Genomic DNA, 24,854 nt, shown 5'->3' with positions numbered 1-24,854 from the left:
GCTGTGGGCACTGTTGCGCGACAACCGGCCGTTCACAACGACAAGTTCCGCCACACCAGCGCCCACAGCCACTTGACACGGGTCATTAAGACTCGTCGAGGTCGGTGGCGATGATCTCCGCGATCGCCTCCAGCGCGGCGTCCGCGCCTTCGCCGTCCGCGGTCAGGACGACCTCGTCGCCGTGCATCGCGCCGAGCGTCATCAGGCCCAGCACGCTCGCCGCCTCGACCGGTTGGCCGTCGTCCTTGCGGATGGTGACCGTCACCGGTTGCCCGGCCGCCGCCTTCGCCAGCAGTGCGGCAGGGCGCGCGTGCAGTCCGACCTTGCTCGCCACGGTGACCCGTCGCTCAGGCATGACCCGTCCTCTCGTTACTCCGACTCGCCGTCAGGACGCGGTCGCGTCCGACCGGCCTTCCTTGTCGCCCTTGGCGGTGGTGGCGGTCTTGTCGCCGTCGACCACGCTCGCGTCGGCCTCGGGGTCCTCGTCCGCGCTGCGGCCCGGAGTCCTCAGGTTCCACTTGGTGATGACGAAGCGGAACAGGAAGTAGTAGATGGCCGCGTAGATCACGCCCAGCACCAGGATCAGCAAGGGCTTGGTCGAGATGTTGAAGTTCAGGGCGTAGTCGATGGCGCCCGCGGAGAACCCGAACCCGCTGTGGATGTCCAGCGCGTTGCTGATCGCCAACGACGTGCCGGTGAGCACCGCGTGGATCACGTACAGCGGCCACGCCACGAACATGAACGCGAACTCGAGCGGTTCGGTCACACCCGTGATGAACGAGGTCAGCGCCGCCGAGCCCATGATGCCCGCGATGACCTTCTTCTGCGCCGGCCGGGCGGTGTGCACGATGGCCAGCGCCGCCGCCGGCAGCGCGAACATGAAGATCGGGAAGAAGCCGGTCATGAACGTGCCCGCGGACGGGTCGCCCGCGAAGAACCGCTGGATGTCGCCGGTCTTGCCCTCGTACTCGCCGAAGACCTGCCACATGAACGTGTTCGGGATGTGGTGCAGGCCCAGCGGGAGCAGCAGGCGGTTGATCGTGCCGTAGACGCCTGCGCCGATGATCGTGCTGCCGGAGATCGCCTCGCCGACCGAGGTCAGGCCCGCGTCGAACCACGGGTAGACCAGTCCCATGACCACCGCGACGGGGATCATCACGCCCGCGACCAGGATCGGCACGAACCGCCGGCCGCCGAAGAAGGCCAGGTAGGCGGGCAGCTTGATGCGGTGGTACTTCTGCCACAGCACCGCGCTGATCAAGCCGACCACGATGCCGGTCAGCACCGAGTAGTTGATCAGCTCCTGCTTGGCGTCGGCCGCCGCGTCCTCCGGCAGCGGCAGCACGAGCGGCGACATCGCCTTGAACACGGCCTCGGTCACCACGAAGCCGACCACGGCGGCCAACGCGGTGGAACCGTCACCGCGCCGGGCGAAGCCGATGGCCACACCGACGGCGAACAGCAGCGGCAGGTTGGCGAACAGGGCGTTGCCCGCCCCGCCGATGACGCCGGCCACCGCGTTCCAGCCCAGCCAGTCCTTGCCGAGGATGTCGTCCTGGCCGAGTCGTAGCAGGAGCGCGGCTACGGGCAGTGCGGCGATCGGCAGCATGAGGCTGCGGCCGAATCGCTGAAGCCCGGCCAGACCCTTGATCTCACGACCGCCGGTCGCCTGTGGGGCGCTGGCGCTCATGGGGTACCTCCCTTGGCGGAGTGGTGTGGGCCGGATTCCGGGACGGTCCGGTCCAATTGCATGGTCACCTGGTAGAGATCGCCCCGGTACCAGGACGTCATGTCCTCGACGGGCCTGCCTCGTGAGCTCGAGACCCGGCGGAAGACGAGCAGCGGGCTGCCCGGCCGGACGGCCAGGAGCTTCGCGGTCTCGGGGTCGGCCCCCTCGGCCCACACGGTCTGGCCCGCGTGGTCGAGCTGGACCCCGTACGTGTCGGCGATGAGGGTGTAGAGCGAGGCCGTGAGGTCGTGCTGGTCCAGGTCCGGCACGACCCGCGGGTTGTACCAGCCCCGTTCGACGGCCAGCGGCACGCCGTCCGCCCGGCGCAGGCGGACGAGCCGGCACGCCGGTTCGTGCGGCAGCAGGCCGAGCGCGGCGGTCGCCTCGGGCGGCGGCGCCTCCTCGGCGCAGGCCAGGACCTCGGTCGCGGGGGTCAGGCCGCGCCGGCGCATGTCGTCGGTGAACGACTCCAGGTACAGCTGGACGTCCATGCGCCGCCGTGCGGTGAACGTGCCGCGGCCCTTCGCCCTGGTGAGCAGGCCCTCGGCGACGAGCTGGCCGACGGCCGCGCGTACTGTGATGCGGGACACACCGTACTGCTCGGCGAGGTCGCGCTCGGACGGGATCGGCGAGCCCGGCGAGAGCTCCTGCTCGGCCATGCGCCGCAGGATGTCGCGCAGCTGGGCGTGCTTGGGCTTGGGCCCGTCGACGATCTCGTTGCGGCTCATGACACCTCCCCGGCGCTCGCGCGTCCATACGGGCATTGGTACTTTCCGGTCTAGACCAGTTGGTGCGGGGAGGATGCTCCGCGCGCCAACCGGGTGTCAACCGCCGTTACGGGACCGTGCCCGAGCGGTGGCACCCTCAGGGCAGGTGTCGAGAGAGGACTTCGAAGTGGCGGACGACAAAGCGGCCGGGATTCTCGCCGCGCTCGGCGGCGCGGACAACATCGTGGAGATCGAGCCGTGCATCACGCGCCTGCGCTGTGAGCTGGAAGACGGTTCCCTGGTGGACGAGAAGGCCTTGAAGGGCTTGGGTGCGCACGGCGTGATGCGTGCGGGCAACGTCGTGCAGGTGGTGGTGGGTCCCGAGGCCGACACGATCGCCAGCGACATCGAGGACCTGCTGTGACGCTGCGCGTGACGAGCCCCGTCGGCGGGCGCGTGGTGCCGTTGGCCGAGGTGCCGGACCCGGTGTTCGCGCAGGCCATGGTCGGTCCGGGGGTGGCGGTCGAGCCGGAGCGGGTGCGTGCGGACGTGGTGTCCCCGGTGGACGGGACCGTGGTGACGCTGCACCCGCACGCGTTCGTCGTGGCCACTTCGGAGGGTGCGGCGGTGTTGGTGCACCTCGGGATCGACACGGTGAAGCGCAAGGGCGAGGGCTTCACGGTGCACGTGGTCAAGGGCGAGGCGGTGCGCGCGGGGCAGCCCGTGGTGACGTGGGACCCGGCGGAGGTGGAGGCGGCGGGTTTCGCGCCGATCTGCCCGGTGATCGCGCTGGACGCGGCCCCCGAGGTGCTGCTGGACCAGGCCGGTGGCGCGGTGGCGGCGGGTGACGCGTTGTTCTCCTGGCAGCGCTGAGTTTCGGCCGGGCGGACGAGTGCGGGTGAATGGACCATTCACCCGCACTTCTCGTTGCGCCCCCGCCATCCCGGTGACCACGCTGGACCCATGGTCATCTCCGGCTTCCTGGCCGGCGCCGCGGGCGCCGGGTTGCTGCGCCGCCTCCCGCGCGGGGCGCACGTCGGTGTGCTGTGGTGCGCCGTGCCGACGGCCGTGTTGTGGTTCGTCGCCTGGGCGTTGGCCCCGCCGCACTGGCTGCCCGTGCCGCTGCTGGTGGCGTGGCTCGGCGTGCTGCTGACCGTGACCGACCTGCGCCACCGCCGCCTGCCGGACGCGTTGACGCTGCCCGCGTACCCGGCGATCGGCGTCACGCTGTGGTTGTGCGGGGCGGACCTGTGGCGGGCGCTGGCGGGCTGCCTGCTGTTCGGCGGCTTCCACCTCCTGGTCCGCCTGCTGGCGCCGTCGGCGATGGGCGGGGGAGACGTGAAGCTGGCGGGCTCGCTGGGCGCCGTGCTGGCCTCGGTGTCGTGGCTCGCCCTACCGGTCGGTGCCCTGCTGGCGAGCGCGCTCACCCTCACCTTGGGCCTGAGATGGCCCCACGACAGCCTCCCCCACGGCCCCGGCCTCTTGGCTGCGACGTGGCTGGTCGCAGTCTCCGCCGGCTAACCCCCCACCTCGTGCCGCCGCGTCAACAGCCCACCGCACTCACATCCGCACTCTCGCCCGCATTCACAACCGCGCCCACCAACCTCGCCCGCGCCCACCAACCTTGCCCGTGCCCAACCTTGCCCGTGCCCAACCTCGCCCGCGCCCAACCTCGCCCGCGCCCGGCCTTGCGCGCTCACCCTGGCCGCCCGTCCACGGGCGTGCCCGCCCCGCCGACCCGGCCCGCCCACCGACTGGGCCCTCTGCCGCCCCAGTCCTCCGTCGCCCGGCCCCCGCCCCCGGACCGCCCTCTCGACCTTGCCTGCCCCTTGATCTTGCCTGCCCGCCGATCTTGCCTGCCCGCCGATCTTGCCTGCCCGGCGACCTTGCCTGCCCGGCGACCTTGCCTGCCCGGCGACCTTGCCTGCCCGGCGAGCTTGCCCGCCCGGCGACCTTGCCCGCCCGGCGACCTTGCCCGCCCGGCGAGCTTGCCCGCGCCCGGCTTTTGCCCGTTCACCTTGCCTGCCCGTCTCCAGGCGTGCCCGCCCTGTCGACCCGGCCCGCCCACCGACTGGGCCCTCTGCCGCCCCAGTCCTCCGCCCTCCTCCCAGACCGCCCCTCCCAGACCGCCCCTCCCAGACCGCCCCTCCCAGACCGCCCCTCCCAGACCGCCCCTCCCGGGCCGGCCCCCCGGACCGGAGCGCCGCCGACCCTCGGACCGGAACGCCGCCGACCCCCGACCGGAGCGCTCCGCCCCACCGGCGCGACCGACCGAGGCGTCCCCCGAGGCGTCTCCCTGGGCGTCCACCTGTCGGGACCGCGGAGACCTGCCCTGACCTGCGCCCAGGCCCCTGCCCCCACTGTGGAAGGATTCGCGGCGTGCTGCGCTGGATCACCGCTGGGGAGTCCCATGGACCGGCCCTCGTCGCCGTGCTGGAAGGCATGGTCGCCGGGGTCGAGGTCACCACTGCCGACCTGACCGCTCAACTCGAGCGCCGCCGCCTCGGCTTCGGCCGGAGCCCGCGCATGGGCTTCGAGGCGGACGAGGTCGAGATCCTCGGCGGTGTCCGCCACGGCCTCACCCAGGGCGGCCCGGTCGCGGTCCGGATCGGGAACACCGAGTGGCCCAAGTGGCAGAAGGTGATGTCCGCCGACCCGGTCGACCCGTCCGAGCTCAAGCCGACCGGCCGCAACGAGGCGCTGACCAGGCCACGCCCCGGCCACGCCGACCTGCCCGGCATGCAGAAGTTCGGCTTCGACGAGGCCCGCCCCGTGCTCGAACGCGCCAGCGCCCGGGAAACCGCGGCCCGCACCGCGCTCGGCACGGTCGCCCGCCACTTCCTCAAGCAGGTCTTCGACGCGGACGTGATCAGCCACGTCGTCTCCATCGGCAAGGCCAAGACGCCCGCCGACGCGCCCGTGCCCGGCCCGGACGACCTGGCCGCCGTCGACGCGAGCCCCGTGCGGGCCTTCGACGCACGGGGCACCGAGGCGATGGTGGCCGAGGTCGAGGCGGTGAAGGAGGCGGGTGACACGGTCGGCGGCGTGATCGAGGTCATCGCCTACGGCCTGCCGCCGGGCCTCGGCTCGCACGTCCACTGGGACCGGCGCCTCGACGCGCGGCTGGCCGGCGCGCTGATGGGCGTGCAGGCGATGAAGGGCGTCGAGATCGGCGACGGCTTCACCACCGCCGAGCGCTGGGGCAGCGAGGCGCACGACGAGATCGACCGCGGCCCGGGCCCGAAGGGCGTCACGCGCCGCTCCAACCGGGCGGGCGGCCTGGAGGGCGGCATCACCAACGGCGAGCCGCTGCGCGTCCGCGTCGCCATGAAGCCGATCTCCACGGTGCCCCGTGCGCTGTCCACTGTGGACGTCCGAACCGGAGAGCCCGCGGTGGCGATCCACCAGCGCTCGGACGTGTGCGCGGTGCCGCGCGCGGGCGTGGTGCTGGAGTCCGTGGTGGCGCTCGTGCTGGCCGAGGCGGCGCTGGAGAAGTTCGGCGGCGACTCGATCGCCGAGACCAAGCGCAACGTCGCCTCCTACCTGGAAGCGCTGGAAGCCCGCTGGGAGGGTCTGTGAGCCCCCGATTCGTCGTCCTCGGCCCACCCGGAGCCGGAAAGACGACGGTCGGCCTGCTGCTCGCCGAACGCCTCGGCGTCGCCTTCCGCGACACCGACGACGACATCGTCGCCACCGCCGGCAAGCCGATCTCCGACATCTTCACCGACGACGGCGAACCCGCGTTCCGCACGATGGAGGAAGAAGCCGTCGCCGAGGGCCTCAAGACCCACGACGGCGTGCTGGCGCTCGGCGGCGGCGCGGTGCTGTCCGCGACCACCCGCGGCCGGCTCGCCGGGCACACCGTGGTCTTCCTCAACGTCGGCATGGCCGAGGGCGTGCGGCGCACCGGCATGTCCAGCGCCCGGCCGCTGCTCGCGGGCGTGAACCCGCGTGCGACCTTCAAGTCCCTGCTGGACGCTCGCCTGCCGCTGTACCGGGAAGTCGCCACGATCGAGGTGACCACCGACGACCTCACCCCGGAGCAGGTGGTGGACGCGGTGCTCCGCCCGACGGAGCCGGCGCAAGGGACCTGAGTGGACCTGACCGGGGCCCAGGTCCTCGCGCACCGCGCCGCGGTGCAGGGCCTGCACGGCGACGACCCCGACGCGGTGCTGCCGCTGGGCGTGGTGGACAGCCCGCCCAAGACGGGCGCGGCGGCGCTGGGCGTGCGAGGTCGCCGCGAACCCACCGACGACCTGGTCCGCGTGCTGAGCCTGCGCGGCGCGCCCCACCTGCACCGCCGCGAGGACCTGCCCGCGCTGCGCCGCCAACTCCGGCCGCGCACGCCGCGGCAGCTGGCGGCCTGGTGCGGTGCGCACCCGACGCCCGACCTGGAGCACGTCGACCTGGTCGTCGACCTCCTGCACCGCGAGTTCCCCGGCGAGACGGCCACCAAGGGCGAGCTGTCCGCGGCGATCAGCCCGCTGCTGCCGGCCGCCGTCACCCCGCACTGCCCGACCTGCCGGGTCGACCACGTCATCGAGAACGTCTTCCGCCTCGCCACCCTCCTCGCGGGCATCGAGCTGGACCACCTCGGCAAGCAGCTCGTCTTCCGCCGCCCGACCGCGAAACCGGACGTCGACGAGCCCGGCGAACCGACCCTGCTGCGCGACTACGCCCGGCTCGTCGGCCCGTTCGCCAAGGCCGACGCCGAGAAGTGGCTCGGCGCGGGCCCGCGGGACAGCTGGCCCGACCTGCGCCCGGTCCGGGTGGGCGGCACGCGGCTGCTCGCGCACGAGGACGTCGCCGAAGCACCCGACCCGCCCGCCGGCCTGCTGCTGTTCCCGCGCGACCCCTACCTGCTCGGCCCGCGTCACCTGGTCGCCGACCCGGACGTGGCCAAGCGGGTCTGGCGGCCCGTCGGCAGCCCTGGCGCGCTCGTGCTGCACGGCCGGGTGACGGGCGCGTGGCGGCACGAGTTCCGCGGCCGCACGGTGACGTTCCAGGTCACCGGCTGGTCGCAGGTCAGGGGCACGGCGCGGCGCGCGGTCAAGGACCAGGCCGAGGTGCTGGCCGGCGTGTGGGGCGGGAACGCGCTGGGCGCGGACGTGGTCGAATGGTGACCCGACGAGGGGAGTGGTGATGGGCGAGCCGGTGCGGATCCGCGTGGCCGCGGAACGACCGTACGACGTGGTGGTGGGCCGCGGCCTGCTCGGCGACCTGGTCGAGACCCTGAAGGGCACGGCCAAGGCGGCGATCGTCCACACACCGACGTTGGCCGAGACCGCCGAGGCGGTCCGCGGCGAGCTGGAGGCGGCCGGGATCGACGCGCACCGCGTCGAGGTCCCCGACGCCGAGGACGGCAAGGACCTGCGGGTCGCCGGGTACTGCTGGGACGTGTTCGGCCGCATCGGCCTCGGTCGCACGGACGTCGTGGTCGGCCTCGGCGGCGGCGCGGTGACCGACCTGGCCGGGTTCGTCGCCTCCACCTGGATGCGCGGGGTGAAGCTGGTCCACGTGCCCACCACGTTGCTCGCCATGGTGGACGCGGCGGTCGGCGGCAAGACCGGCATCAACACCGACGCCGGCAAGAACCTCGTCGGCACGTTCTACGAGCCGGACGCCGTGATGGTCGACCTGACCACGCTGGAGACGTTGCCCCGCAACGAACTCGTCGCGGGCATGGCCGAGGTGGTCAAGGGCGGTTTCATCGCCGACCCGGTGATCCTCGACCTGATCGAGGCCGACCCGGAGGCCGCGCTCGACCCGGCAGGCGACGTGATCGAGGAGCTGGTCCGGCGCAAGATCCAGGTCAAGGCCGACGTCGTGTCGACCGACCTGCGCGAATCGGACCTGCGCGAGATCCTGAACTACGGCCACACCCTGGCGCACGCCATCGAACGCCGCGAACGCTACCGCTGGCGGCACGGCGCGGCGGTCAGCGTCGGCCTGGTGTTCGCCGCCGAACTGGCCCGCCTGGCCGGCAGGCTGGACGACACCACCGCCAACCGCCACCGCTCGATCCTCACCTCGCTGGGCCTGCCGACCGGCTACGACCCGGATGCGCTGGGCCAGCTCCTGGAGGGCATGAGGTCGGACAAGAAGACCCGCTCGGGCGTGCTGCGGTTCGTGGTGCTCGACGGCCTGGCCAAGCCCGGCCGGCTGGAGGGCCCGGACCCGGCGCTCATCGCGGCTGCCTACTCCGCGGTCGCGTCCGAGCCGAAGTCGGGCGGCAGCATCCTCCTCTGACCCCGCAAAACGTCCCACCCCGCGCCGACGCACGCTCCCGTGCGCCAGCCCGCCGCGCATCCCACGCACAACCGACACGCACACCCGCGCCCAACCGGCCCCGGCGCACACCGACGCGCACATCCCCCGCGCCAGCCTGCCGCAGCCCCAAGGGCCCGGCAGGCCGCCGCACACCCACGCGTGCGCGTCGGTTGTGCTCAGGCGACGCGAACCCCCTCCGCATCAAGCCGCCGCACACCCACGCGTCCCCGCGCGTCACGCGACGCGACATCCCTGGGCGCCGAGCGCCGCAGACCGCCCCCAAGCCGCCGCAGACCCGGAGGCCAAGCCGACCCGGCCAGCCGCCGACCCGGCCAGCCGCCGACCCGGCCAGCCCGAGCCAAGCGACTCCCGAGCCAAGCGACTGAAGTCACCCGAGCGCCAAGCCACCGCAGCCACCCCGAGCCAAGCCACCGCGGCCACTGGCCAACGCAGTCACCCGTGAGCGAAGCCCGCCGCAGTGACCCGTCAGCCAAGCCACCGCAGACACAGGGGGCCGGGCGCCACACCTTCTTTTTTCCGGCAACAAATCCGGCGTTACCGTTCATCCCCGAAGCCGGTGCCACTTTCGGGTGATCATCGGGCGTCGAGGGCGTTAGCGGGCTGAACGAGGGTGAGGAGGCCGGATGACGGCGGGGCACCTGCACCACGTCGAGCTGTGGGTGCCGGACCTGGCCCGTGCCGAGCACAGCATCGGCTGGCTGCTCGGCGAGCTGGGCTGGGTCGAGTACCAGCGCTGGCCGGCCGGGGTGAGCTGGCGGCTCGGCCCGACCTACCTCGTGGTCGAGCGCTCGCCCGCGCTGGAGACGCACCACCGGCTCGGCACGGGGCTGAACCACTTGGCGTTCCACGTCGGCGGCCGGGTGGAGGTCGATCGGTTGGCGGCCGAGGCGACCGGGCACGGGTGGTCGCCGTTGTTCGCGGACAAATACCCCCACGCGGGTGGTCCCGATCACTACGCAGCCTATCTGGAGAACACAGACGGCTTCGAAGTGGAGCTCGTGGCCTCTTCCGGTTGACACTCGACAGACGTAGTCGATCTCTACACTGAACGGAACCGGGTGCGCCGCCGTCATCCCGGTGTCCGAACGCCGGCAGAAGTGGAGATCGGCCCCGCCATGTCCAGGTCCGATGCGGGAGCGGTGAGGCTCCTCGGGTCCGCGATGACCGTCGTGCTGGTGACGGCCTGCGCCCCGAGCGCCGCCGACCCGGCGTCGGCACCCGCCCCGAGCAGCGCCACGCCCACGTCCAGCCCGGCGCCGCCCAGCACCAGCACCAGCACGACCGAGGCCAAGCCGGTGCCGCTGGCCGCCGACCGGGGCAGGCAGAGCGGTGGCGTGGTCGCGCACGGCGGCGACGCGCCGTACAACTACGGCCCGACGATCCTGCTGGAGGGCGGCCGGCACCGCATGTGGTGGTGCAGCCAGCTCATGGTCGCCGCACCACCCGGCGACGACCTGCTCTACGCGGAGAGCGCCTCGGCGGCCGGCCCCTTCGCCGCGCCCAACGGCACGCCGGCCATGCCGGTGCTGTCCGGCAGCGTCACCGGCTTCGACGGCGTGCACACCTGCGACCCGTCGGTGATCAGGCTCGGCGGCACCTACTACCTCTACTACACGGGCGCGGCCGGCGACCACGCCAACGGCAACGCGATCGGGGTCGCCACCAGCCCGGACGGCATCTCGTGGACGCGCGCGGCCGGCGGCAAGCCGATCGTGAGCCCGTCCTACGACAAGGCCAGGGACAACACCTACGGCGCGGGCCAACCGTCGGTGCTGGTCGTCGACGGCTGGTTCCACCTCATGTTCACCGACACCACCGGCGAGGCCGCCGGGTGGAACGGCGCGGGCCAGTTCGTGCTGCGGTCCAAGGACCCGACGTTCGCCTCCGGCGTGCAGGCGCTCGGGCCGGCCGGCTTCCAGCAGGTGCCCGACACGCGCTCGAAGCGGACCCGCTCGGTGGTCGACGCGTTCAGCGCCGACTGGATGTACGTCGCCGCGCTGCGCGCGTTCGTCATCGCCCACGAGACCGAGCACGGCACGTCGTTGACGTTCTGGAACAAGGAGTTCACCGCGAACCCGCACCCCCAGGTGCACATCCCGGGCCCTTGGCGGGAAGGCCCCGGCCTGGTCCGCACGCCCCTCGGGCACGCGCCGGTGACCGCGGACGACCCGTGCGGCCGGATCGCGGTGGACGTGGTCCGCGCGACCCTGGACGGCGCGGCGGCCGCGCCGACCGACCTCAGCCAGTTCGGGCTCGACCTGGCGAACGTGCCGGGCTGCGCGGACGAGGACTCGGCGGCGTTGCTGCGCGGTTACGCCGTGCCGTCGCCCGCGAACACCACCGACCTCGTGCTGGACGGCGAGGTGGTGCGGCTGGAGCGCCGTTCGGTGACCGACCGGCTCGCCACCAGGGTGCTCGACCGCCGTCCGCCGGTCGTGGACGACCTGCCCGTCGCGGCGGAGATCCCGGCCGGCGCGAAGGCGGTGCGCGCGCCCGACGGCCGGATCGGGCTGCTGGTGAAGGACCGGCTGTGGGCGCTGGGCGCGGGCGAGGCCGCGATCGAGATCGTCACGCTGAACTCGTCGCAGCTCACGTCGGTCACGAAGAAGGAGTGGGAGTCGTACGAGAAGGCGGGCGAACTGCGCCGCTGACGCCGTTCGCCGGACCGGCGCGCCCGCGAGCTGTGAGACCCACCGCCGGGACCTAGTGCGACCCGTCGGCCTGCCGCGACCCGTCCGGCTGGGGGAGGGCGTTGCCGATGCCCATCCCGACCGCCGCCGTCGCCATGACCAGCAACGCGGTGAACGCCGCGCCGCCCGTCAGCGCCGGCCCGAGCGACTCGAGCCCCGTCTGGTCCACCAGCGACCGCCCGGCCACCCCGGCGATCCCGGCCAGCGGCCCGGCCACCAGCGCCGCGGCGAACCACACCATGCCGCGCCCTTCGAGCTGCCGCCACGCGTCCAACGCGCCCCACAGCACGCCGATCACGACCACCAGCCCGATCGCGATGTACCGGATGGACGCGGCGGCCTCGGGGCTGTGCACGCTCACGGCCGAGGTGCCGGTCTGCACCCCGCCGTGGAACAGACCCAGCCAGAACCCTCGGACCAGCCACGCGCGCATGCGCCCCACCCTAAGTCGGACCGACGGCCCGTCATAGCACCCACCAGGCACGCACTGTCCGTCACGCGACTGTCGCACGATTCAGCACGGTTCACCCGATCGAGTGGCACGGTGTGGTGGTCCGCCGAGCCTTACGCTGCTGACATGCCGCACTCCACTCGCCGCGCCGCCCTGCGCGCCACGCTCCGGGACCGGGAGCTGGACGCGCTGCTGGTGACCAACCTGCTCAACGTCCGCTACCTCACCGGGTTCACCGGCTCGAACGCGGCGCTGCTCGTGCACGCCGACTCCGACGACGCGACGGTGTTCTGCACCGACGGCCGCTACCTCACCCAGGCCGCCGCGCAGGTGCCGGACCTGGAGCGGGTCATCGACCGGCCGTGCGACGCGGTGCTGGTCGAGCGGGCGGCCCGGCAGAACGGGGCGCGGACGGGCCGGGTCGGCTTCGAGAGCCGCCACGTGACCGTGGACGGCCTGGACGTGCTCACGGACGCGGCCGACGGCACCGAGCTGGTGCCGGCGCCCGACCTGGTCGAACGACTGCGGCTGGTCAAGGACGACGCCGAGGTCGAGGCCCTGCGCATGGCGTGCGCGGCGGCCGACCGGGCGCTGGCCGGCCTCGTCGAGCACGGCGGCCTGCGGCCGGGCCGCAGCGAGAAGGAGGTCGCCCGCGAGCTGGAGAGCCGCATGCTCGACCACGGCGCGGCCGGGCGCGCGTTCGAGTCGATCGTGGCGACGGGCGCGAACTCGGCCGTGCCGCACCACCGGCCGACCGACGCCCTCGTCCGCGACGGCGACTTCGTGAAGCTCGACTTCGGCGCGCTGGTCGACGGCTACCACTCCGACATGACCCGCACCGTGGTCGTCGGCCGGGCCGCGGACTGGCAGCGCGAGCTGTACCAGCTGGTCGCGGCCTCGCAGGCGGCGGGCCGGGCCGCGCTGGCGGTCGGCACGCCCTACGCGGACGTCGACGCGGCGGCGCGCGGCGTGATCGAGGAGGCCGGGCACGGCGACGAGTTCCTGCACGGCCTCGGCCACGGCGTCGGCCTGCAGATCCACGAGGCTCCAGCGCTGTCGAAGGCGGGTGACGGTACACTTCTGCCCGGTATGGCGGTCACCGTCGAGCCCGGTGTGTACCTGGCCGGGAAGGGTGGTGTCCGCATCGAGGACACGCTCGTGGTGCGCGAAGGCGCCCCGGAGCTCCTCACCCTGACCACGAAGGAGCTCGTGGTCATCTGAAGTCGGATCGCCTGGAATCGGATTCGTCGGCCGAGCCGACGTCGTCCTCCACTCACGCAACAGGAGAGCCCACCACCGTGGCCACCACCAACGACCTGAAGAACGGCCTGGTGCTGAACCTCGACGGCCAGCTGTGGACCGTCACCGCGTTCCAGCACGTGAAGCCGGGCAAGGGCGGCGCCTTCGTGCGCACCACGTTGAAGCACGTCCTGTCCGGCAAGGTCGTGGACAAGACCTTCAACGCGGGCACCAAGGTCGAGACGGCCACCGTCGACAAGCGCGGCATGACCTACCTGTACAAGGACGGCGCCGACTTCGTCTTCATGGACGGCGACACCTACGACCAGATCAGCATCCCGGCCGAGACGGTCGGCGACGCGGCGAACTACATGCTGGAGAACCAGGAAGCCGTCGTCGCCATGCACGAGGGCGTCGCGCTCTACGTCGAGCTCCCGACCTCGGTCGAGCTCGTGATCCAGCACACCGACCCCGGCCTGCAGGGCGACCGCTCCACCGGCGGCACCAAGCCCGCCACGCTGGAGACCGGCGCGGAGATCCAGGTGCCGCTGTTCGTCACGACGGGCGAGAAGATCAAGGTCGACACCCGCGACGGCCGTTACCTGGGCCGAGTGAACGGCTGAGATGGGCGCACGGAGCAAGGCCCGCAAACGCGCGCTGGACGTCCTCTACGAGGCCGACCTGCGGGGCGCCGACCCGGTGACGCTGCTGGCGGACCGGGTCGGTTCGACGGACGTGCCGCCGGTGAACGACTACACGATCGTCCTGGTGGAAGGCGTCACGGCGCACCGCGCGCGCATCGACGACCTGATCTCCGAGCACGCGGAGGGCTGGACGCTGCAGCGCATGCCCGCGGTCGACCGCGCGGTGCTGCGGATCGGGCTCTACGAGCTGCTGTGGGCCGCCGACGTGCCGGACGCGGTCGCGATCGACGAGGCGGTCGAGCTGGCCAAGGGCCTGTCCACGGACGACTCGCCGCGGTTCGTCAACGGCGTGCTCGGCCGGATCGCGGTCATCGCCGACCAGCTCCGGGCCGTGCTCTAGCCACCCGCGGCCCGCGCGGCCGCAGGGCCTGCCGCCGAGCAGGCCGGAAGGGCCACCCGTTGGCGAACCGCCGGGTGGCCCTTTTCCGCGTGCTCAGTCCTCCTTGGCCGGACGAGCCTCGGGAGGCAGCACGCCCCAGTCGATGAGCTGCTCGGTCAGCTCGCCGGGCGTCATGTCGTAGATGATCGCCAGCGACCGCAGGTCCTCGGTCCGGATGGACAGGACCTTGCCGTTGTAGTCGCCGCGCTGGCTCTGGATGGTGGCCGCGTACCGCGCGAGCGGCCCGACCTTCTCCGCCGGCAGCTGTTGCAGCCGTTCCAGGTTGATGACGATCTTCGTGGCGGGTTCCGCACCGGACGGCACCCGACCTTCCGGCAGCAGCTCGGCCACCGGGACGCCGTAGAAGTCGGCCAGCTCGGCGAGCTTCTGCACGGTCACGGCGCGGTCGCCGCGCTCGTACGAGCCGACGACCACGGCCTTCCAGCGACCGCCGGACTTCTGCTCGACGCCGTGCAAAGACAAGCCCTGCTGCTGGCGGATCGCGCGGAGCTTGGCCCCCAGCGCCTTGGCGTAGTCGCCCATGTGGCGGTTCTCCGTTCATTCGCCCCGTCAGCCGGTAGGGGACTGCCGCGGGGAGGCTTAGATCAATACGCAGAGTAATGATTGCTCTCCGTGGTCACCAGGTCAAGCTGATCTCGCTGGGACAGGTGGGCGAGACCACGCACACCACCCGGAAGATTGACCGCGCTCGCCTGATACGGTGCTGGTCAGCCCGGTCGCAGCCGGGTGTCCGACGTCCTTTAAGGACCCGTCCAGCGAGGCGGGGAAGGAGGTCCAACCGTGGCGCCACGTCAACGTGGCGCGACGGACCCGGCCGGGGAGCGAGAGCTCCTGTCGGCCGGCGACGTCGCGCGCACCGTCGCCCGAATGGCCCATCAGATCATCGAGAAGACCGCTCTTGATGCACCCAGCGCACCCGCGGTAGTCCTGTTGGGGATTCCGAGCCGGGGAGCGCCGCTGGCCCGCCGGCTGGCCGTGCGGATCGCCGAGTTCTCGGGTGTCGAGCCGCCCACCGGCACGCTGGACGTGACCCTCTACCGGGACGACCTGCGCCGAGGGCCCACCCGCCCGCTGGAGGCGACCAAGCTGCCCGAGGGCGGCGTCGACGACAAGCTCGTGGTCCTGGTGGACGACGTGCTGTTCTCCGGCCGCACGATCCGCGCCGCGCTCGACGCCCTGCGCGACCACGGCCGCCCGCGCGCCGTGCAGCTGGCCGTGCTGGTCGACCGGGGCCACCGCGAACTGCCGATCCGCGCGGACTACGTGGGCAAGAACGTGCCCACGGCCCGCACCGAGGAGGTCCACGTGCTGCTGGAGGAGTTCGACCAGCGCGACGGGGTGGTGCTGCGGTGAAGCACCTGCTCACCACCGAGGGCATCGACCCGGCCCAGGCGACCGCCATCCTGGACACCGCGGCGAGCCTCAAGCAGGCCCTCGAAGGCCGTGAAGTGCGCAAACTGCCGACGTTGCGCGGTCGCACGGTCATCACGATGTTCTACGAGAACTCCACCCGCACGCGCGTCAGCTTCGAGATCGCGGGCAAGTGGATGAGCGCGGATGTGGTGAACGTCTCATCGTCCGGCTCCAGCGTGAGCAAGGGCGAGTCGCTGCGCGACACCGCGCTGACCCTGGCCGCGGCCGGCGCGGACTGCGTCATCGTGCGGCACCCGGCCTCCGGCGCGGCGCACCGGCTGGCCGGCTGGTTGCGCGAGGCGGGCACGTCGGTGGTCAACGCGGGCGACGGCATGCACGAGCACCCCACCCAGGCCCTGCTCGACGCGGCCACCCTGCGGGAACGGCTCGGCGACCTGCGCGGTCGCCGGATCGCGATCGTCGGCGACGTGCTGCACAGCCGGGTCGCCCGGTCCAACGTGCACCTGCTCACCGCCCTGGGCGCGGACGTGACGCTGGTCGCGCCGCCGACCCTGCTGCCGGTGGGCGTGCAGAGCTGGGGGGTTCCCTCGCCCGCCGGCGACGGAGGCACGCTCACCGTCTCGCACGAGCTGGACGCCGAGCTGCCGAGCCTCGACGCCGTGATGCTGCTGCGGGTGCAGGCCGAGCGGATGCACGGCGGGTTCTTCCCGTCGGCCCGCGAGTACTCCATCGCCTACGGCCTGAGCGAGCGGCGGCTGAAGCTGCTGCCCGAGCACGCCGTCGTGCTGCACCCCGGTCCGATGCTGCGCGGCATGGAGATCGCCTCGGCGGTCGCCGACTCGCCCCGCGCGGCCATCACCGACCAGGTGCGCAACGGCGTGCACGTGCGCATGGCCGTCCTCTACCACCTGCTTGCCCACGAGGAGGAAACCCCGTGAGGGAGCTTGCGACCGAACAGATGAACACGAGCAACCCCGCGATCTCTTTGATCCTCAGGGGAGTAAGGCCTTACGGCGAGGGTGACCCGATCGACGTGCTGGTCCGCGACGGCGTGATCGCCGCGATCGGGTCCGTGGCGGAGGAGGGCGCGGAGGTCGTCGACGGCAACGGCGCGGTCCTGCTGCCCGGCTTCGTCGACCTGCACACCCACCTGCGCGAACCCGGCCGCGAGGACACCGAGACCATCGCCACCGGCTCGGCCGCCGCCGCGCTGGGCGGCTACACGGCCGTGTTCGCCATGGCCAACACGAGCCCGGTCGCGGACAACGAGGTCGTCGTCGCGCACGTCGCCCGGCGCGGCCGCGAGGTCGGCCTGGTCGACGTGCACCCGGTCGGCGCGGTCACCGTCGGCCTGGAGGGCGTGAAGCTCGCCGAGCTGGGCACGATGGCCAAGGCGGGCGTCCGGGTGTTCTCCGACGACGGCCACTGCGTGCACGACCCGCTGATCATGCGACGCGCGCTGGAGTACAGCAAGGCGCTGGACGTGGTCGTCGCGCAGCACGCCGAGGAGCCCCGGCTGACCGTGGGCGCGCAGGCGCACGAGGGCGAGCAGGCGTCCCGGCTGGGGTTGCCGGGCTGGCCCGCCGCCGCCGAGGAGTCGATCGTGGCCCGGGACTGCCTGCTGGCGCTGCACGCGGGCGCCCGGCTGCACGTCTGCCACGTCTCCACCACCGGCACGGCCGACGTGCTCAGGTGGGCCAAGGCCCGGGGCACGGAGGTCTCCGCCGAGGTCACGCCGCACCACCTGCTGCTGACCGACGAGCGGCTGGCGACCTACGACCCGGTGAACAAGGTCAACCCGCCGCTGCGCACGGCGGCCGACGCGAAGGTGCTGCGCGAGGCGCTGGCCGAGGGCGTCATCGACTGCGTGGCCACCGACCACGCGCCGCACGCCGTGCAGGACAAGGACACCGAGTGGTCCGCCGCCCGGCCCGGCATGCTCGGCCTGCAGACCGCGCTGTCGATCGTGGTGGAGACCATGGTCAGGACGGGGCTGCTGGACTGGCGCGGCGTGGCGCGGGTGATGAGCGAGCGGCCCGCCGAGATCGCGCGCCTGCCCGACCAGGGCCGGCCGATCGAGGTCGGCGAGCCCGCCAACCTCACCCTGGTCGACCCGGACGCCACCTGGACCGTGCGCGGCGCCGAGTTCGCCAGCATCGCGGCCAACACGCCGTTCGAGGGCATGGAGCTGCCCGGCGCGGTGGTCGCGACCCTGCTGCGCGGGCGCGTGACGGCCCTCGGCGGAAGGATCACCGCATGACCCGGGTGTTGCTCTCGCTGGCCGTGCTGGCGATCTTCCTGCTCTGCCTGTACGGCATGTGGCGCGGCTGGCAGCGGCGCGCGCGCCGGCAGGCCGAGGTGCTGCCGGAGTTCCCGCAGCCGCCCGCCGAGACCGGCGCGACGATGCTGGAGACGACCGGCGTGTACGTCGGCACCACCATCGGCGACGACTGGCAGGACCGGGTGGCGGTCGGCGACATCGGCCACCGCGCCGAGGCGACCCTCAGGCTCACCGAGAACGGCGTGCTGGTGGAGCGCACCGGCGCGAGCGCGCTGTGGATCCCGGTAGAACGGGTGGATGGGGCCCGAACGGCCCGCGGCCTCGCGGGCAAGGTGATGACGGCGGACGGCCTGCTGGTCGTGCGCTGGCACCTCGGCGACCGGGTGTTCGACACCGGGTTCCGGGGCGATGACAAGGACGTGTACGAGCAGTGGGTGCAAGCGCTGGGAGGCGACTCATGACGAACGCGGCACTGGTGCTGGAAGACGGCCGCGTGTTCCGCGGTGAGGCCTACGGCGCGGTCGGCGCGAGCCTGGGCGAGGTGGTGTTCTCCACCGGCATGACCGGCTACCAGGAGACCCTGACCGACCCGTCCTACCACCGCCAGATCGTGGTGCAGACGGCGCCGCAGATCGGCAACACCGGCTGGAACGACGAGGACGACGAGTCGAGCCGCATCTGGGTCTCCGGCTACGTGGTGCGCGACCCGGCCCGCGTGCCGTCCAACTGGCGGTCCACGCGCAGCCTGGACGACGCGCTGGTCGGCCAGGGCGTCGTCGGCATCTCGGGCATCGACACCCGGATGCTGACCCGCCACCTGCGCGAGCAGGGCGCGATGCGCGCGGGCGTGTTCTCCGGCGACGAGCTCGGCAGCGTCGAGGAGATGCTGGCGCGCGTCCGCAGCGCGCCGCCCATGGTGGGCGCGGACCTCGCGGGCGACGTGACCACGGCCGAGCCGTACGTGGTCGAGGCCGTCGGCGAGCGCCGCTTCACGGTGGCCGCGCTGGACCTGGGCATCAAGTCCAACACGCCCCGGATGATGGCCGCCCGCGGCATCGAGGTGCACGTCCTGCCGCTGACCTCCACCGTGGACGACCTGGTGGCGGTCAAGCCGGACGGCGTGTTCCTGTCCAACGGCCCCGGCGACCCGGCGACCCAGGCCCACGCGGTCGAGCTGACCCGCGGCGTGCTGGACCGGCGGATCCCGCTGTTCGGCATCTGCTTCGGCAACCAGATCCTGGGCCGCGCGCTGGGCCGCGACACCTACAAGATGCGCTACGGCCACCGGGGCATCAACATCCCGGTGATCGACGTGGCGACCGGCAAGGTGGCGATCACCGCGCAGAACCACGGTTTCGCGCTGGAGGGCGAGCCGGGCGAGGAGTTCACCTCCGACTTCGGTCGCGTGCTGCTGAGCCACTACTGCCCCAACGACGGCACGGTCGAGGGCGTCCGCGCCCTGGAAGTGCCCGCGTTCAGCGTGCAGTACCACCCGGAGGCGGCGGCGGGTCCGCACGACGCCGCCCCGCTGTTCGACGAGTTCGTGACGATGATGAGCGAGGGCCGCTGACCATGCCGAAGAGGACTGATCTCAAGCACGTGCTGGTCATCGGCTCCGGCCCGATCGTCATCGGGCAGGCCTGCGAGTTCGACTACTCCGGCACCCAGGCGTGCCGGGTGCTGCGCGAGGAGGGCCTGCGGGTCTCCCTGGTCAACTCCAACCCGGCGACGATCATGACGGACCCGGAGTTCGCCGACGCCACCTACGTCGAGCCGATCACCCCGGAGTTCGTGGAGAAGGTCATCGCGGCGGAGCGGCCCGACGCCATCCTGGCCACGCTGGGCGGCCAGACCGCGCTGAACACCGCGATCGCGCTGCACGAGCGCGGCGTGCTGGAGAAGTACAACGTCGAGCTGATCGGCGCGGACATCGACGCCATCGAGCGCGGCGAGGACCGGCAGATCTTCAAGGACCTGGTCCGCCGGATCGGCGCGGACGTGCCGCGCAGCGCGGTCTGCAAGACCATGGAGGACGTCCGCGCGACCGTGGCCGACCTGGGCCTGCCGGTCGTCATCCGGCCGTCGTTCACCATGGGCGGCCTCGGCTCGGGCATGGCGCACACCCCCGAGGAGCTGGAGCGGCTGGCCGCGAGCGGCCTGGCCGAGTCCCCGGTCACCGAGGTGCTGATCGAGGAGAGCGTGCTCGGCTGGAAGGAGTACGAGCTCGAGCTGATGCGCGACCGCAACGACAACGTGGTCGTCGTCTGCTCCATCGAGAACATCGACCCGATGGGCGTGCACACCGGCGACTCGGTGACCGTGGCGCCCGCGATGACGCTCACCGACCGCGAGTACCAGCACATGCGCGACGTCGGCATCGCGGTCATCCGCGAGGTCGGCGTGGACACCGGCGGCTGCAACATCCAGTTCGCCATCCACCCCGGCAACGGCCGCATGGTCGTCATCGAAATGAACCCGCGGGTGTCCCGCTCGTCGGCCTTGGCGTCGAAAGCGACCGGTTTCCCGATCGCCAAGATCGCCGCGAAACTGGCCATCGGCTACACGCTGGACGAGATCCAGAACGACATCACCGGGGAAACGCCGGCCAGTTTCGAACCGACCCTCGACTACGTCGTGGTGAAGGTGCCGAGGTTCGCCTTCGAGAAGTTCCCGGGCGCCGACAGCACGCTCACCACGACCATGAAGTCGGTCGGCGAGGCCATGTCGATCGGCCGCAGCTTCATCGAGGCGCTCGGCAAGGCGTTGCGCTCCATGGAGACCAAGGCCGCCGGCTTCTGGACGACGCCCGACCCCGCCGACCCGGCCGAGTCGCTGGAGTCCACTCTGGACGCCCTGCGCAAGGGCCACGACGGCCGCCTGTACACGGTGGACCGCGCGCTGCGCCTGGGCGCGACGATCGAGCAGGTGCACGAGGCGTCGCGGATCGACCCGTGGTTCCTCGAGCAGCTGGCCTGGCTGGTCGACCTGCGGGCCGAGATCGAGGCCGCGCCCGTGCTCGACGAGCGCCTGCTGCGCAAGGCCAAGCGGGCGGGCCTGTCGGACCGGCAGGTCGCCGCGCTGCGCCCGGAGCTGGCCGGCGAGGACGGCGTCCGCTCGCTGCGCCACCGGCTGGGGGTGCGGCCGGTGTTCAAGACGGTCGACACGTGCGCCGCCGAGTTCGCCGCCAAGACGCCCTACCACTACTCGGCCTACGAGCTGGACCCCGACGCCGAGACCGAGGTGACCGGGCAGCGCGACAAGCCGAAGGTGCTCATCCTCGGCTCGGGCCCGAACCGGATCGGGCAGGGCATCGAGTTCGACTACTCGTGCGTGCACGCGGCCATGGCGCTGCGCGAGGCCGGGTACGAGACGGTGATGGTCAACTGCAACCCGGAGACGGTCTCCACCGACTACGACACCTCGGACCGGCTGTACTTCGAGCCGCTGACGTTCGAGGACGTGCTGGAGGTGTTCCACTCCGAGCAGCGCTCCGGCACGGTCGTGGGCGTGATCGTGCAGCTCGGCGGCCAGACGCCGCTGGGCCTCGCGCGGCGGCTCGCGGACGCGGGCGTGCCGGTCGTGGGCACCCCGCCGCACGCCATCCACCTCGCCGAGGAGCGCGGCGCGTTCGGCCAGGTCCTCGCCGACGCCGGGCTGCCCGCGCCGAAGTACGGCATGGCCACCTCGTTCGCGCAGGCCAAGGCCATCGCCGACGAGATCGGCTACCCGGTGCTGGTGCGGCCCTCCTACGTGCTCGGCGGTCGCGGCATGGAGATCGTCTACGACGAGGAGACCCTCCAGGGCTACATCCAGCGCGCCACCGAGGTCAGCCCGGAGCACCCGGTGCTGGTCGACCGGTTCCTCGACGACGCCATCGAGATCGACGTGGACGCCCTCTACGACGGCAACGAGGTGTTCATCGGGGGTGTGATGGAACACATCGAGGAGGCCGGCGTGCACTCCGGCGACTCGGCGTGCGCCCTGCCCCCGATCACGCTCGGCGAGTCGGACATCGACGCGGTCCGGCGGTCCACGCTGGCCATCGCCGAGGGCATCGGCGTGCGCGGCCTGCTCAACGTGCAGTACGCGCTGAAGGACGACGTGCTCTACGTCCTGGAGGCCAACCCGCGCGCCTCGCGCACCGTGCCGTTCGTCTCCAAGGCCACGGCGGTGCCGCTGGCCAAGGCCGCGGCCCGGATCATGCTCGGCGCCACGGTGGCCCAGCTGCGCACCGAGGGGATGCTGCCCGCGACCGGCGACGGCGCGAAGCTCCCGCCGCACGCCCCGGTCGCGGTCAAGGAGGCCGTGCTCCCGTTCCACCGGTTCCGCACGCCGGAGGGCAAGGGCGTCGACTCGCTGCTCGGCCCGGAGATGAAGTCGACCGGCGAGGTCATGGGCATCGACGTGTCCTTCGGCATGGCCTACGCCAAGTCCCAGACCGCCTCCTACGGCTCCCTGCCCACGTCGGGCCGGGTGTTCGTGTCGGTGGCCAACCGGGACAAGCGGGCCATGATCTTCCCGGTCAAGAGGCTCGCCGACCTGGGCTTCGAGGTGCTGGCCACCGCCGGGACGGCCGAGGTGCTGCGCCGCAACGGCATCCCCTGCACGATCGTGCGCAAGCACTTCGAGGGCGCCGACAACATCGTCGACGCCATCCTCGCGGGCACCGTCGACATGATCATCAACACCCCGTACGGCAACAACGGGCCCCGCGTGGACGGCTACGAGATCCGCACCGCGGCCGTGGCCAAGGACATCCCGTGCGTGACCACGATCCAGGGCGCGGCGGCGGCCGTGCACGGCATCGAGGCCGCCATCCGCGGCGACATCGGCGTGCGGCCCCTCCAGGCCCTCCAGGCGGCCCTGCGGGGTGACGCGTGAGCGCGGCGGGGCAGCGGTTCGGGGCGCGGATGGCGAAGGCCGTCGCCGAGCACGGCCCCCTGTGCGTGGGCATCGACCCGCACCCCGGCCTGCTGGCGTCCTGGGGCCTCTCCCAGGACGCCGCGGGGCTGGAGCGGTTCGCGCTGACGTGCGTGGAGGCGTTCGGCGGCCACGTGGCCCTGGTGAAGCCGCAGGCGGCCTTCTTCGAGGCGCACGGGTCACGGGGCGTGGCGGTGCTGGAACGCGTCGTGGCGGACCTCAGGGACAGCGGCACGCTGGTGCTGGTGGACGCGAAGCGCGGCGACATCGGCTCCACCATGGCCGCGTACGCCGCGGCCTACCTCACCGAGGGCTCGCCGTTGGCCGGCGACGCGGTCACCGCGTCGCCGTACCTCGGCTTCGGATCGCTCGACCCGGCGCTCGAAGCGGCCGCCGCGAGCGGTCGCGGAATATTCGTGCTCGCGTTGACTTCGAATCCGGAGGGGGCCTCCGTGCAGCGCGCGGTGGGCCCCGACGGGCGTTCCGTGGCGCAGTCGGTCGTGGACTCCGCGGCCCGCGCGAACGCCGGTCTCGAACCGTTCGGCGACGTCGGCCTGGTGGTCGGCGCGACCGTGGGCGAGCACCGGCTGGACCTCTCCGACCTGCACGGATACGTCCTCGCGCCGGGGTTCGGGGCTCAGGGCGCCACGGTCGCGGACCTGCGTGCGCTCTTCGGCGAGGACCTGCGCGGCGTGCTCCCGACGACCTCCCGGGACGTGCTCAGGCACGGCCCTGAGACCGCAAAGTTGCGGTCGGCGGCGGACGCCGTGCGGCGCTCCCTGGAGATGTGATCACGATCAAATCGCGACACGCTTCACGTGGTCCGCTCACCTGCGCAAACGTTCCCTGGTACGGTCCTGGCCACCGACGGGTCCATCACCCATCGAGCGCATACCACACACGGCGTGCGCAAGGCGTTACCGGTGGCGGTGATGGGCTTGTTGGTGGGTGTTGGTACTACTACCACCCGCCGCAACCACTCCAGCGCTGAAAGATTCACCTGACTGGGACCCACGTTGTACCCAGGCAATTGCGCTCGGTACGGTCGCGGCACCGATCCAGAATTGAAATTCCCACACCACGGAGGAAATCGTGGCCCTTCCCCAGCTTACCGAGGAGCAGCGGGCCGCAGCGCTGGAGAAGGCTGCTGCCGCTCGTCGCACTCGGGCTGAGCTCAAGGAGCGCCTCAAGCGTGGCGGCACGAACCTGACCGACGTGCTGAAGGCCGCCGAGAGCGACGAGGTCCTTGGCAAGATGAAGGTGTCCGCGCTGCTCGAGGCGCTTCCGGGCGTCGGCAAGGTGCGTGCGCAGCAGATCATGGAGCGCCTTGAGATCGCTCCGAGTCGGCGGCTGCGCGGCCTGGGTGAGCGGCAGCGCAAGGCGCTGCTCACCGAGTTCAGCGGCGAGTGACTGATGGCACCGGGGTGGGGTCGGGCGCACGCGCCCGGCCCCGCCTCACCGTTCTGTCCGGCCCGTCCGGCGTGGGCAAGTCCAGCGTGCTGGCCGAGCTCCGCCGGATGGGACCGGAGATCCACTTCAGCGTCTCGGTGACCACGCGGAAGCCGAGGCCGGGCGAGGTCGACGGGGTGCACTACCACTTCGTCGGCGGCGCCGAGTTCCGCGAGATGGTGGCCAGGGGCGAGCTCCTGGAGCACGCCGAGTTCGCGGGCAACTGCTACGGCACGCCCAAGGAGCCCGTCGAGCGGGCACTGGCGGCCGGCACGCCGTCCCTGCTGGAGATCGAGCTGCAGGGCGCCCGGCAGGTCCGGGTCGCGATGCCGGAGGCCCAGCTGGTGATGCTGGCCCCGCCGTCGTGGGAGGACCTGGTCGGTCGGCTCACCGGCCGCGGCACCGAGGACCCCGCCGTCGTCGCCCGCCGGCTGGAGATCGCCAGGGAGGAACTGGCGGCCGAACCGGAGTTCGACGAGGTCGTGGTGAACGACGACGTGAAGTCGGCCGCCGCGAGCTTGCTAAACTTGGTGGTCGGCCCGGTGCCCGACGCGTGAGCACGCGCGTCGCGAGGCACGGGACGGCCCGCAGACCCACCCCTGAACCGCAGGAGCGTTGA

The 24,854-nt window shown here is 72.3% G+C and carries 26 protein-coding genes; 21 read left to right on the top strand and 5 right to left on the bottom strand.

Translation table 11 applies throughout. From position 1 onward, the window contains the following. Positions 1-85 precede the first annotated feature (85 nt). From AB0I91_RS36660 to AB0I91_RS36650, 3 genes are read right to left on the bottom strand one after another with little or no spacing between them, the layout of a single operon-like run. Positions 86-355 carry an HPr family phosphocarrier protein gene (locus tag AB0I91_RS36660; RefSeq protein ID WP_498779882.1) on the bottom strand — a complete coding sequence of 90 codons (270 nt, stop codon included), beginning with the start codon at positions 353-355 and terminating at the stop codon, positions 86-88. Positions 356-385: 30 nt separating this feature from the next. Then, positions 386-1,690 carry a PTS transporter subunit EIIC gene (locus AB0I91_RS36655; RefSeq protein ID WP_498779880.1) on the bottom strand — a complete coding sequence of 435 codons (1,305 nt, stop codon included), beginning with the start codon at positions 1,688-1,690 and terminating at the stop codon, positions 386-388. Next, positions 1,687-2,457: a GntR family transcriptional regulator gene (locus AB0I91_RS36650; RefSeq protein ID WP_499611189.1), complete on the bottom strand. Its 771-nt coding sequence runs from the start codon at positions 2,455-2,457 to the stop codon at positions 1,687-1,689. The genes AB0I91_RS36655 and AB0I91_RS36650 overlap by 4 nt, the downstream gene beginning before the upstream one ends. A gap of 166 nt (positions 2,458-2,623) precedes the next feature. Here AB0I91_RS36650 and AB0I91_RS36645 point away from each other — a divergent pair, with 166 nt between their 5' ends. The 9 genes from AB0I91_RS36645 (at position 2,624) to AB0I91_RS36605 (ending at position 11,378) form a co-directional block, all read left to right on the top strand. Continuing rightward, the gene (locus AB0I91_RS36645) at positions 2,624-2,860 is read left to right on the top strand and encodes a PTS sugar transporter subunit IIB (protein ID WP_123746555.1); all 237 of its coding nucleotides are present in this window, start codon (positions 2,624-2,626) and stop codon (positions 2,858-2,860) included. After that, the gene (locus AB0I91_RS36640; protein WP_498779876.1) at positions 2,857-3,309 is read left to right on the top strand and encodes a PTS sugar transporter subunit IIA; all 453 of its coding nucleotides are present in this window, start codon (positions 2,857-2,859) and stop codon (positions 3,307-3,309) included. The genes AB0I91_RS36645 and AB0I91_RS36640 overlap by 4 nt, the downstream gene beginning before the upstream one ends. Before the next feature lie 90 nt (positions 3,310-3,399). Next, positions 3,400-3,957 carry a prepilin peptidase gene (locus tag AB0I91_RS36635; RefSeq protein WP_499640982.1) on the top strand — a complete coding sequence of 186 codons (558 nt, stop codon included), beginning with the start codon at positions 3,400-3,402 and terminating at the stop codon, positions 3,955-3,957. Between the two features lie 858 nt (positions 3,958-4,815). Further along, the gene (gene aroC, locus AB0I91_RS36630) at positions 4,816-6,015 is read left to right on the top strand and encodes a chorismate synthase (RefSeq protein ID WP_498779873.1); all 1,200 of its coding nucleotides are present in this window, start codon (positions 4,816-4,818) and stop codon (positions 6,013-6,015) included. Then, complete coding sequence (locus AB0I91_RS36625; RefSeq protein ID WP_498779872.1) at positions 6,012-6,530, top strand: shikimate kinase; 519 nt, start codon at positions 6,012-6,014, stop codon at positions 6,528-6,530. The genes aroC and AB0I91_RS36625 overlap by 4 nt, the downstream gene beginning before the upstream one ends. Beyond that, positions 6,531-7,559: a DNA glycosylase AlkZ-like family protein gene (locus tag AB0I91_RS36620; RefSeq protein ID WP_499640980.1), complete on the top strand. Its 1,029-nt coding sequence runs from the start codon at positions 6,531-6,533 to the stop codon at positions 7,557-7,559. 19 nt (positions 7,560-7,578) lie between these two features. Then, the gene (gene aroB, locus AB0I91_RS36615; protein WP_498779869.1) at positions 7,579-8,685 is read left to right on the top strand and encodes a 3-dehydroquinate synthase; all 1,107 of its coding nucleotides are present in this window, start codon (positions 7,579-7,581) and stop codon (positions 8,683-8,685) included. A gap of 665 nt (positions 8,686-9,350) precedes the next feature. Beyond that, positions 9,351-9,743 (top strand): VOC family protein, encoded by a 393-nt coding sequence (locus AB0I91_RS36610; protein WP_498779867.1) that lies wholly within the window; start codon positions 9,351-9,353, stop codon positions 9,741-9,743. Positions 9,744-9,842: 99 nt separating this feature from the next. Beyond that, a complete protein-coding gene (locus tag AB0I91_RS36605; RefSeq protein WP_499640978.1) occupies positions 9,843-11,378 on the top strand; it encodes a glycoside hydrolase family protein in 1,536 nt (511 codons plus the stop codon). 52 nt (positions 11,379-11,430) lie between these two features. Here AB0I91_RS36605 and AB0I91_RS36600 read toward each other — a convergent pair whose 3' ends face one another. Continuing rightward, positions 11,431-11,850, bottom strand: coding sequence for a B-4DMT family transporter (locus AB0I91_RS36600; RefSeq protein WP_498779863.1), 420 nt, complete (start codon positions 11,848-11,850; stop codon positions 11,431-11,433). A 144-nt stretch (positions 11,851-11,994) separates the two neighbouring features. Here AB0I91_RS36600 and AB0I91_RS36595 point away from each other — a divergent pair, with 144 nt between their 5' ends. From AB0I91_RS36595 to nusB, 3 genes are all read left to right on the top strand, one after another. Then, positions 11,995-13,089 (top strand): M24 family metallopeptidase, encoded by a 1,095-nt coding sequence (locus AB0I91_RS36595; protein WP_498779861.1) that lies wholly within the window; start codon positions 11,995-11,997, stop codon positions 13,087-13,089. Positions 13,090-13,166: 77 nt separating this feature from the next. After that, positions 13,167-13,730 (top strand): elongation factor P, encoded by a 564-nt coding sequence (gene efp, locus AB0I91_RS36590; RefSeq protein ID WP_498779860.1) that lies wholly within the window; start codon positions 13,167-13,169, stop codon positions 13,728-13,730. A gap of 1 nt (position 13,731) precedes the next feature. Next, entirely contained in the window at positions 13,732-14,151 is a 420-nt protein-coding gene (nusB, locus tag AB0I91_RS36585) for a transcription antitermination factor NusB (RefSeq protein WP_053721638.1), read from the top strand. Between the two features lie 93 nt (positions 14,152-14,244). Here the strand turns inward: nusB and bldD are convergent, their stop codons facing one another. Next, entirely contained in the window at positions 14,245-14,733 is a 489-nt protein-coding gene (gene bldD / locus AB0I91_RS36580) for a transcriptional regulator BldD (RefSeq protein ID WP_015103676.1), read from the bottom strand. A gap of 258 nt (positions 14,734-14,991) precedes the next feature. Between bldD and pyrR the strand changes: the two genes are divergently transcribed. The 9 genes from pyrR (at position 14,992) to gmk (ending at position 24,792) form a co-directional block, all read left to right on the top strand. Next, positions 14,992-15,564: a bifunctional pyr operon transcriptional regulator/uracil phosphoribosyltransferase PyrR gene (gene pyrR / locus AB0I91_RS36575; protein WP_498779858.1), complete on the top strand. Its 573-nt coding sequence runs from the start codon at positions 14,992-14,994 to the stop codon at positions 15,562-15,564. Further along, positions 15,561-16,523 carry an aspartate carbamoyltransferase catalytic subunit gene (locus AB0I91_RS36570; RefSeq protein ID WP_499640976.1) on the top strand — a complete coding sequence of 321 codons (963 nt, stop codon included), beginning with the start codon at positions 15,561-15,563 and terminating at the stop codon, positions 16,521-16,523. The genes pyrR and AB0I91_RS36570 overlap by 4 nt, the downstream gene beginning before the upstream one ends. A 20-nt stretch (positions 16,524-16,543) precedes the next feature. Continuing rightward, positions 16,544-17,845 carry a dihydroorotase gene (locus tag AB0I91_RS36565; protein ID WP_498779894.1) on the top strand — a complete coding sequence of 434 codons (1,302 nt, stop codon included), beginning with the start codon at positions 16,544-16,546 and terminating at the stop codon, positions 17,843-17,845. Then, positions 17,842-18,327: a PH-like domain-containing protein gene (locus AB0I91_RS36560; RefSeq protein ID WP_499640975.1), complete on the top strand. Its 486-nt coding sequence runs from the start codon at positions 17,842-17,844 to the stop codon at positions 18,325-18,327. Before AB0I91_RS36565 ends, AB0I91_RS36560 begins: the two co-directional genes overlap by 4 nt. Next, positions 18,324-19,436: a glutamine-hydrolyzing carbamoyl-phosphate synthase small subunit gene (gene carA, locus AB0I91_RS36555; RefSeq protein WP_499640973.1), complete on the top strand. Its 1,113-nt coding sequence runs from the start codon at positions 18,324-18,326 to the stop codon at positions 19,434-19,436. The genes AB0I91_RS36560 and carA overlap by 4 nt, the downstream gene beginning before the upstream one ends. Before the next feature lie 2 nt (positions 19,437-19,438). Further along, on the top strand, positions 19,439-22,747 hold the full coding sequence (carB, locus tag AB0I91_RS36550) for a carbamoyl-phosphate synthase large subunit (protein ID WP_498779852.1): 3,309 nt from the start codon (positions 19,439-19,441) through the stop codon (positions 22,745-22,747). Positions 22,748-22,776: 29 nt separating this feature from the next. Then, positions 22,777-23,577 (top strand): orotidine-5'-phosphate decarboxylase, encoded by an 801-nt coding sequence (gene pyrF, locus AB0I91_RS36545; RefSeq protein ID WP_499611300.1) that lies wholly within the window; start codon positions 22,777-22,779, stop codon positions 23,575-23,577. A gap of 301 nt (positions 23,578-23,878) precedes the next feature. Next, positions 23,879-24,196 carry an integration host factor, actinobacterial type gene (gene mihF, locus AB0I91_RS36540; protein WP_077005726.1) on the top strand — a complete coding sequence of 106 codons (318 nt, stop codon included), beginning with the start codon at positions 23,879-23,881 and terminating at the stop codon, positions 24,194-24,196. Next, the gene (gene gmk / locus AB0I91_RS36535; protein WP_498779850.1) at positions 24,193-24,792 is read left to right on the top strand and encodes a guanylate kinase; all 600 of its coding nucleotides are present in this window, start codon (positions 24,193-24,195) and stop codon (positions 24,790-24,792) included. Before mihF ends, gmk begins: the two co-directional genes overlap by 4 nt. Positions 24,793-24,854 lie beyond the last annotated feature (62 nt).

Source organism: Actinosynnema sp. NPDC049800 (genome assembly GCF_040656635.1).
Classification (GTDB): domain Bacteria; phylum Actinomycetota; class Actinomycetes; order Mycobacteriales; family Pseudonocardiaceae; genus Actinosynnema.
The sequence above is the reverse complement of the archived record's forward strand: the minus strand, read 5'-3'. Positions and strand labels throughout refer to the sequence as shown.

Coding starts and splice junctions, on each gene's coding strand:
- AB0I91_RS36660 (WP_498779882.1), bottom strand. CDS start 355: ATGCCTGAGCGACGGGTCACCGTGGCGAGCAAGGTCGGACTGCACGCG.
- AB0I91_RS36655 (WP_498779880.1), bottom strand. CDS start 1,690: ATGAGCGCCAGCGCCCCACAGGCGACCGGCGGTCGTGAGATCAAGGGT.
- AB0I91_RS36650 (WP_499611189.1), bottom strand. CDS start 2,457: ATGAGCCGCAACGAGATCGTCGACGGGCCCAAGCCCAAGCACGCCCAG.
- AB0I91_RS36635 (WP_499640982.1), top strand. CDS start 3,400: ATGGTCATCTCCGGCTTCCTGGCCGGCGCCGCGGGCGCCGGGTTGCTG.
- aroB (WP_498779869.1), top strand. CDS start 7,579: ATGGGCGAGCCGGTGCGGATCCGCGTGGCCGCGGAACGACCGTACGAC.
- AB0I91_RS36610 (WP_498779867.1), top strand. CDS start 9,351: ATGACGGCGGGGCACCTGCACCACGTCGAGCTGTGGGTGCCGGACCTG.
- AB0I91_RS36605 (WP_499640978.1), top strand. CDS start 9,843: ATGTCCAGGTCCGATGCGGGAGCGGTGAGGCTCCTCGGGTCCGCGATG.
- AB0I91_RS36600 (WP_498779863.1), bottom strand. CDS start 11,850: ATGCGCGCGTGGCTGGTCCGAGGGTTCTGGCTGGGTCTGTTCCACGGC.
- AB0I91_RS36595 (WP_498779861.1), top strand. CDS start 11,995: ATGCCGCACTCCACTCGCCGCGCCGCCCTGCGCGCCACGCTCCGGGAC.
- nusB (WP_053721638.1), top strand. CDS start 13,732: ATGGGCGCACGGAGCAAGGCCCGCAAACGCGCGCTGGACGTCCTCTAC.
- bldD (WP_015103676.1), bottom strand. CDS start 14,733: ATGGGCGACTACGCCAAGGCGCTGGGGGCCAAGCTCCGCGCGATCCGC.
- AB0I91_RS36565 (WP_498779894.1), top strand. CDS start 16,544: ATGAACACGAGCAACCCCGCGATCTCTTTGATCCTCAGGGGAGTAAGG.
- AB0I91_RS36560 (WP_499640975.1), top strand. CDS start 17,842: ATGACCCGGGTGTTGCTCTCGCTGGCCGTGCTGGCGATCTTCCTGCTC.
- carA (WP_499640973.1), top strand. CDS start 18,324: ATGACGAACGCGGCACTGGTGCTGGAAGACGGCCGCGTGTTCCGCGGT.
- carB (WP_498779852.1), top strand. CDS start 19,439: ATGCCGAAGAGGACTGATCTCAAGCACGTGCTGGTCATCGGCTCCGGC.
- pyrF (WP_499611300.1), top strand. CDS start 22,777: ATGGCGAAGGCCGTCGCCGAGCACGGCCCCCTGTGCGTGGGCATCGAC.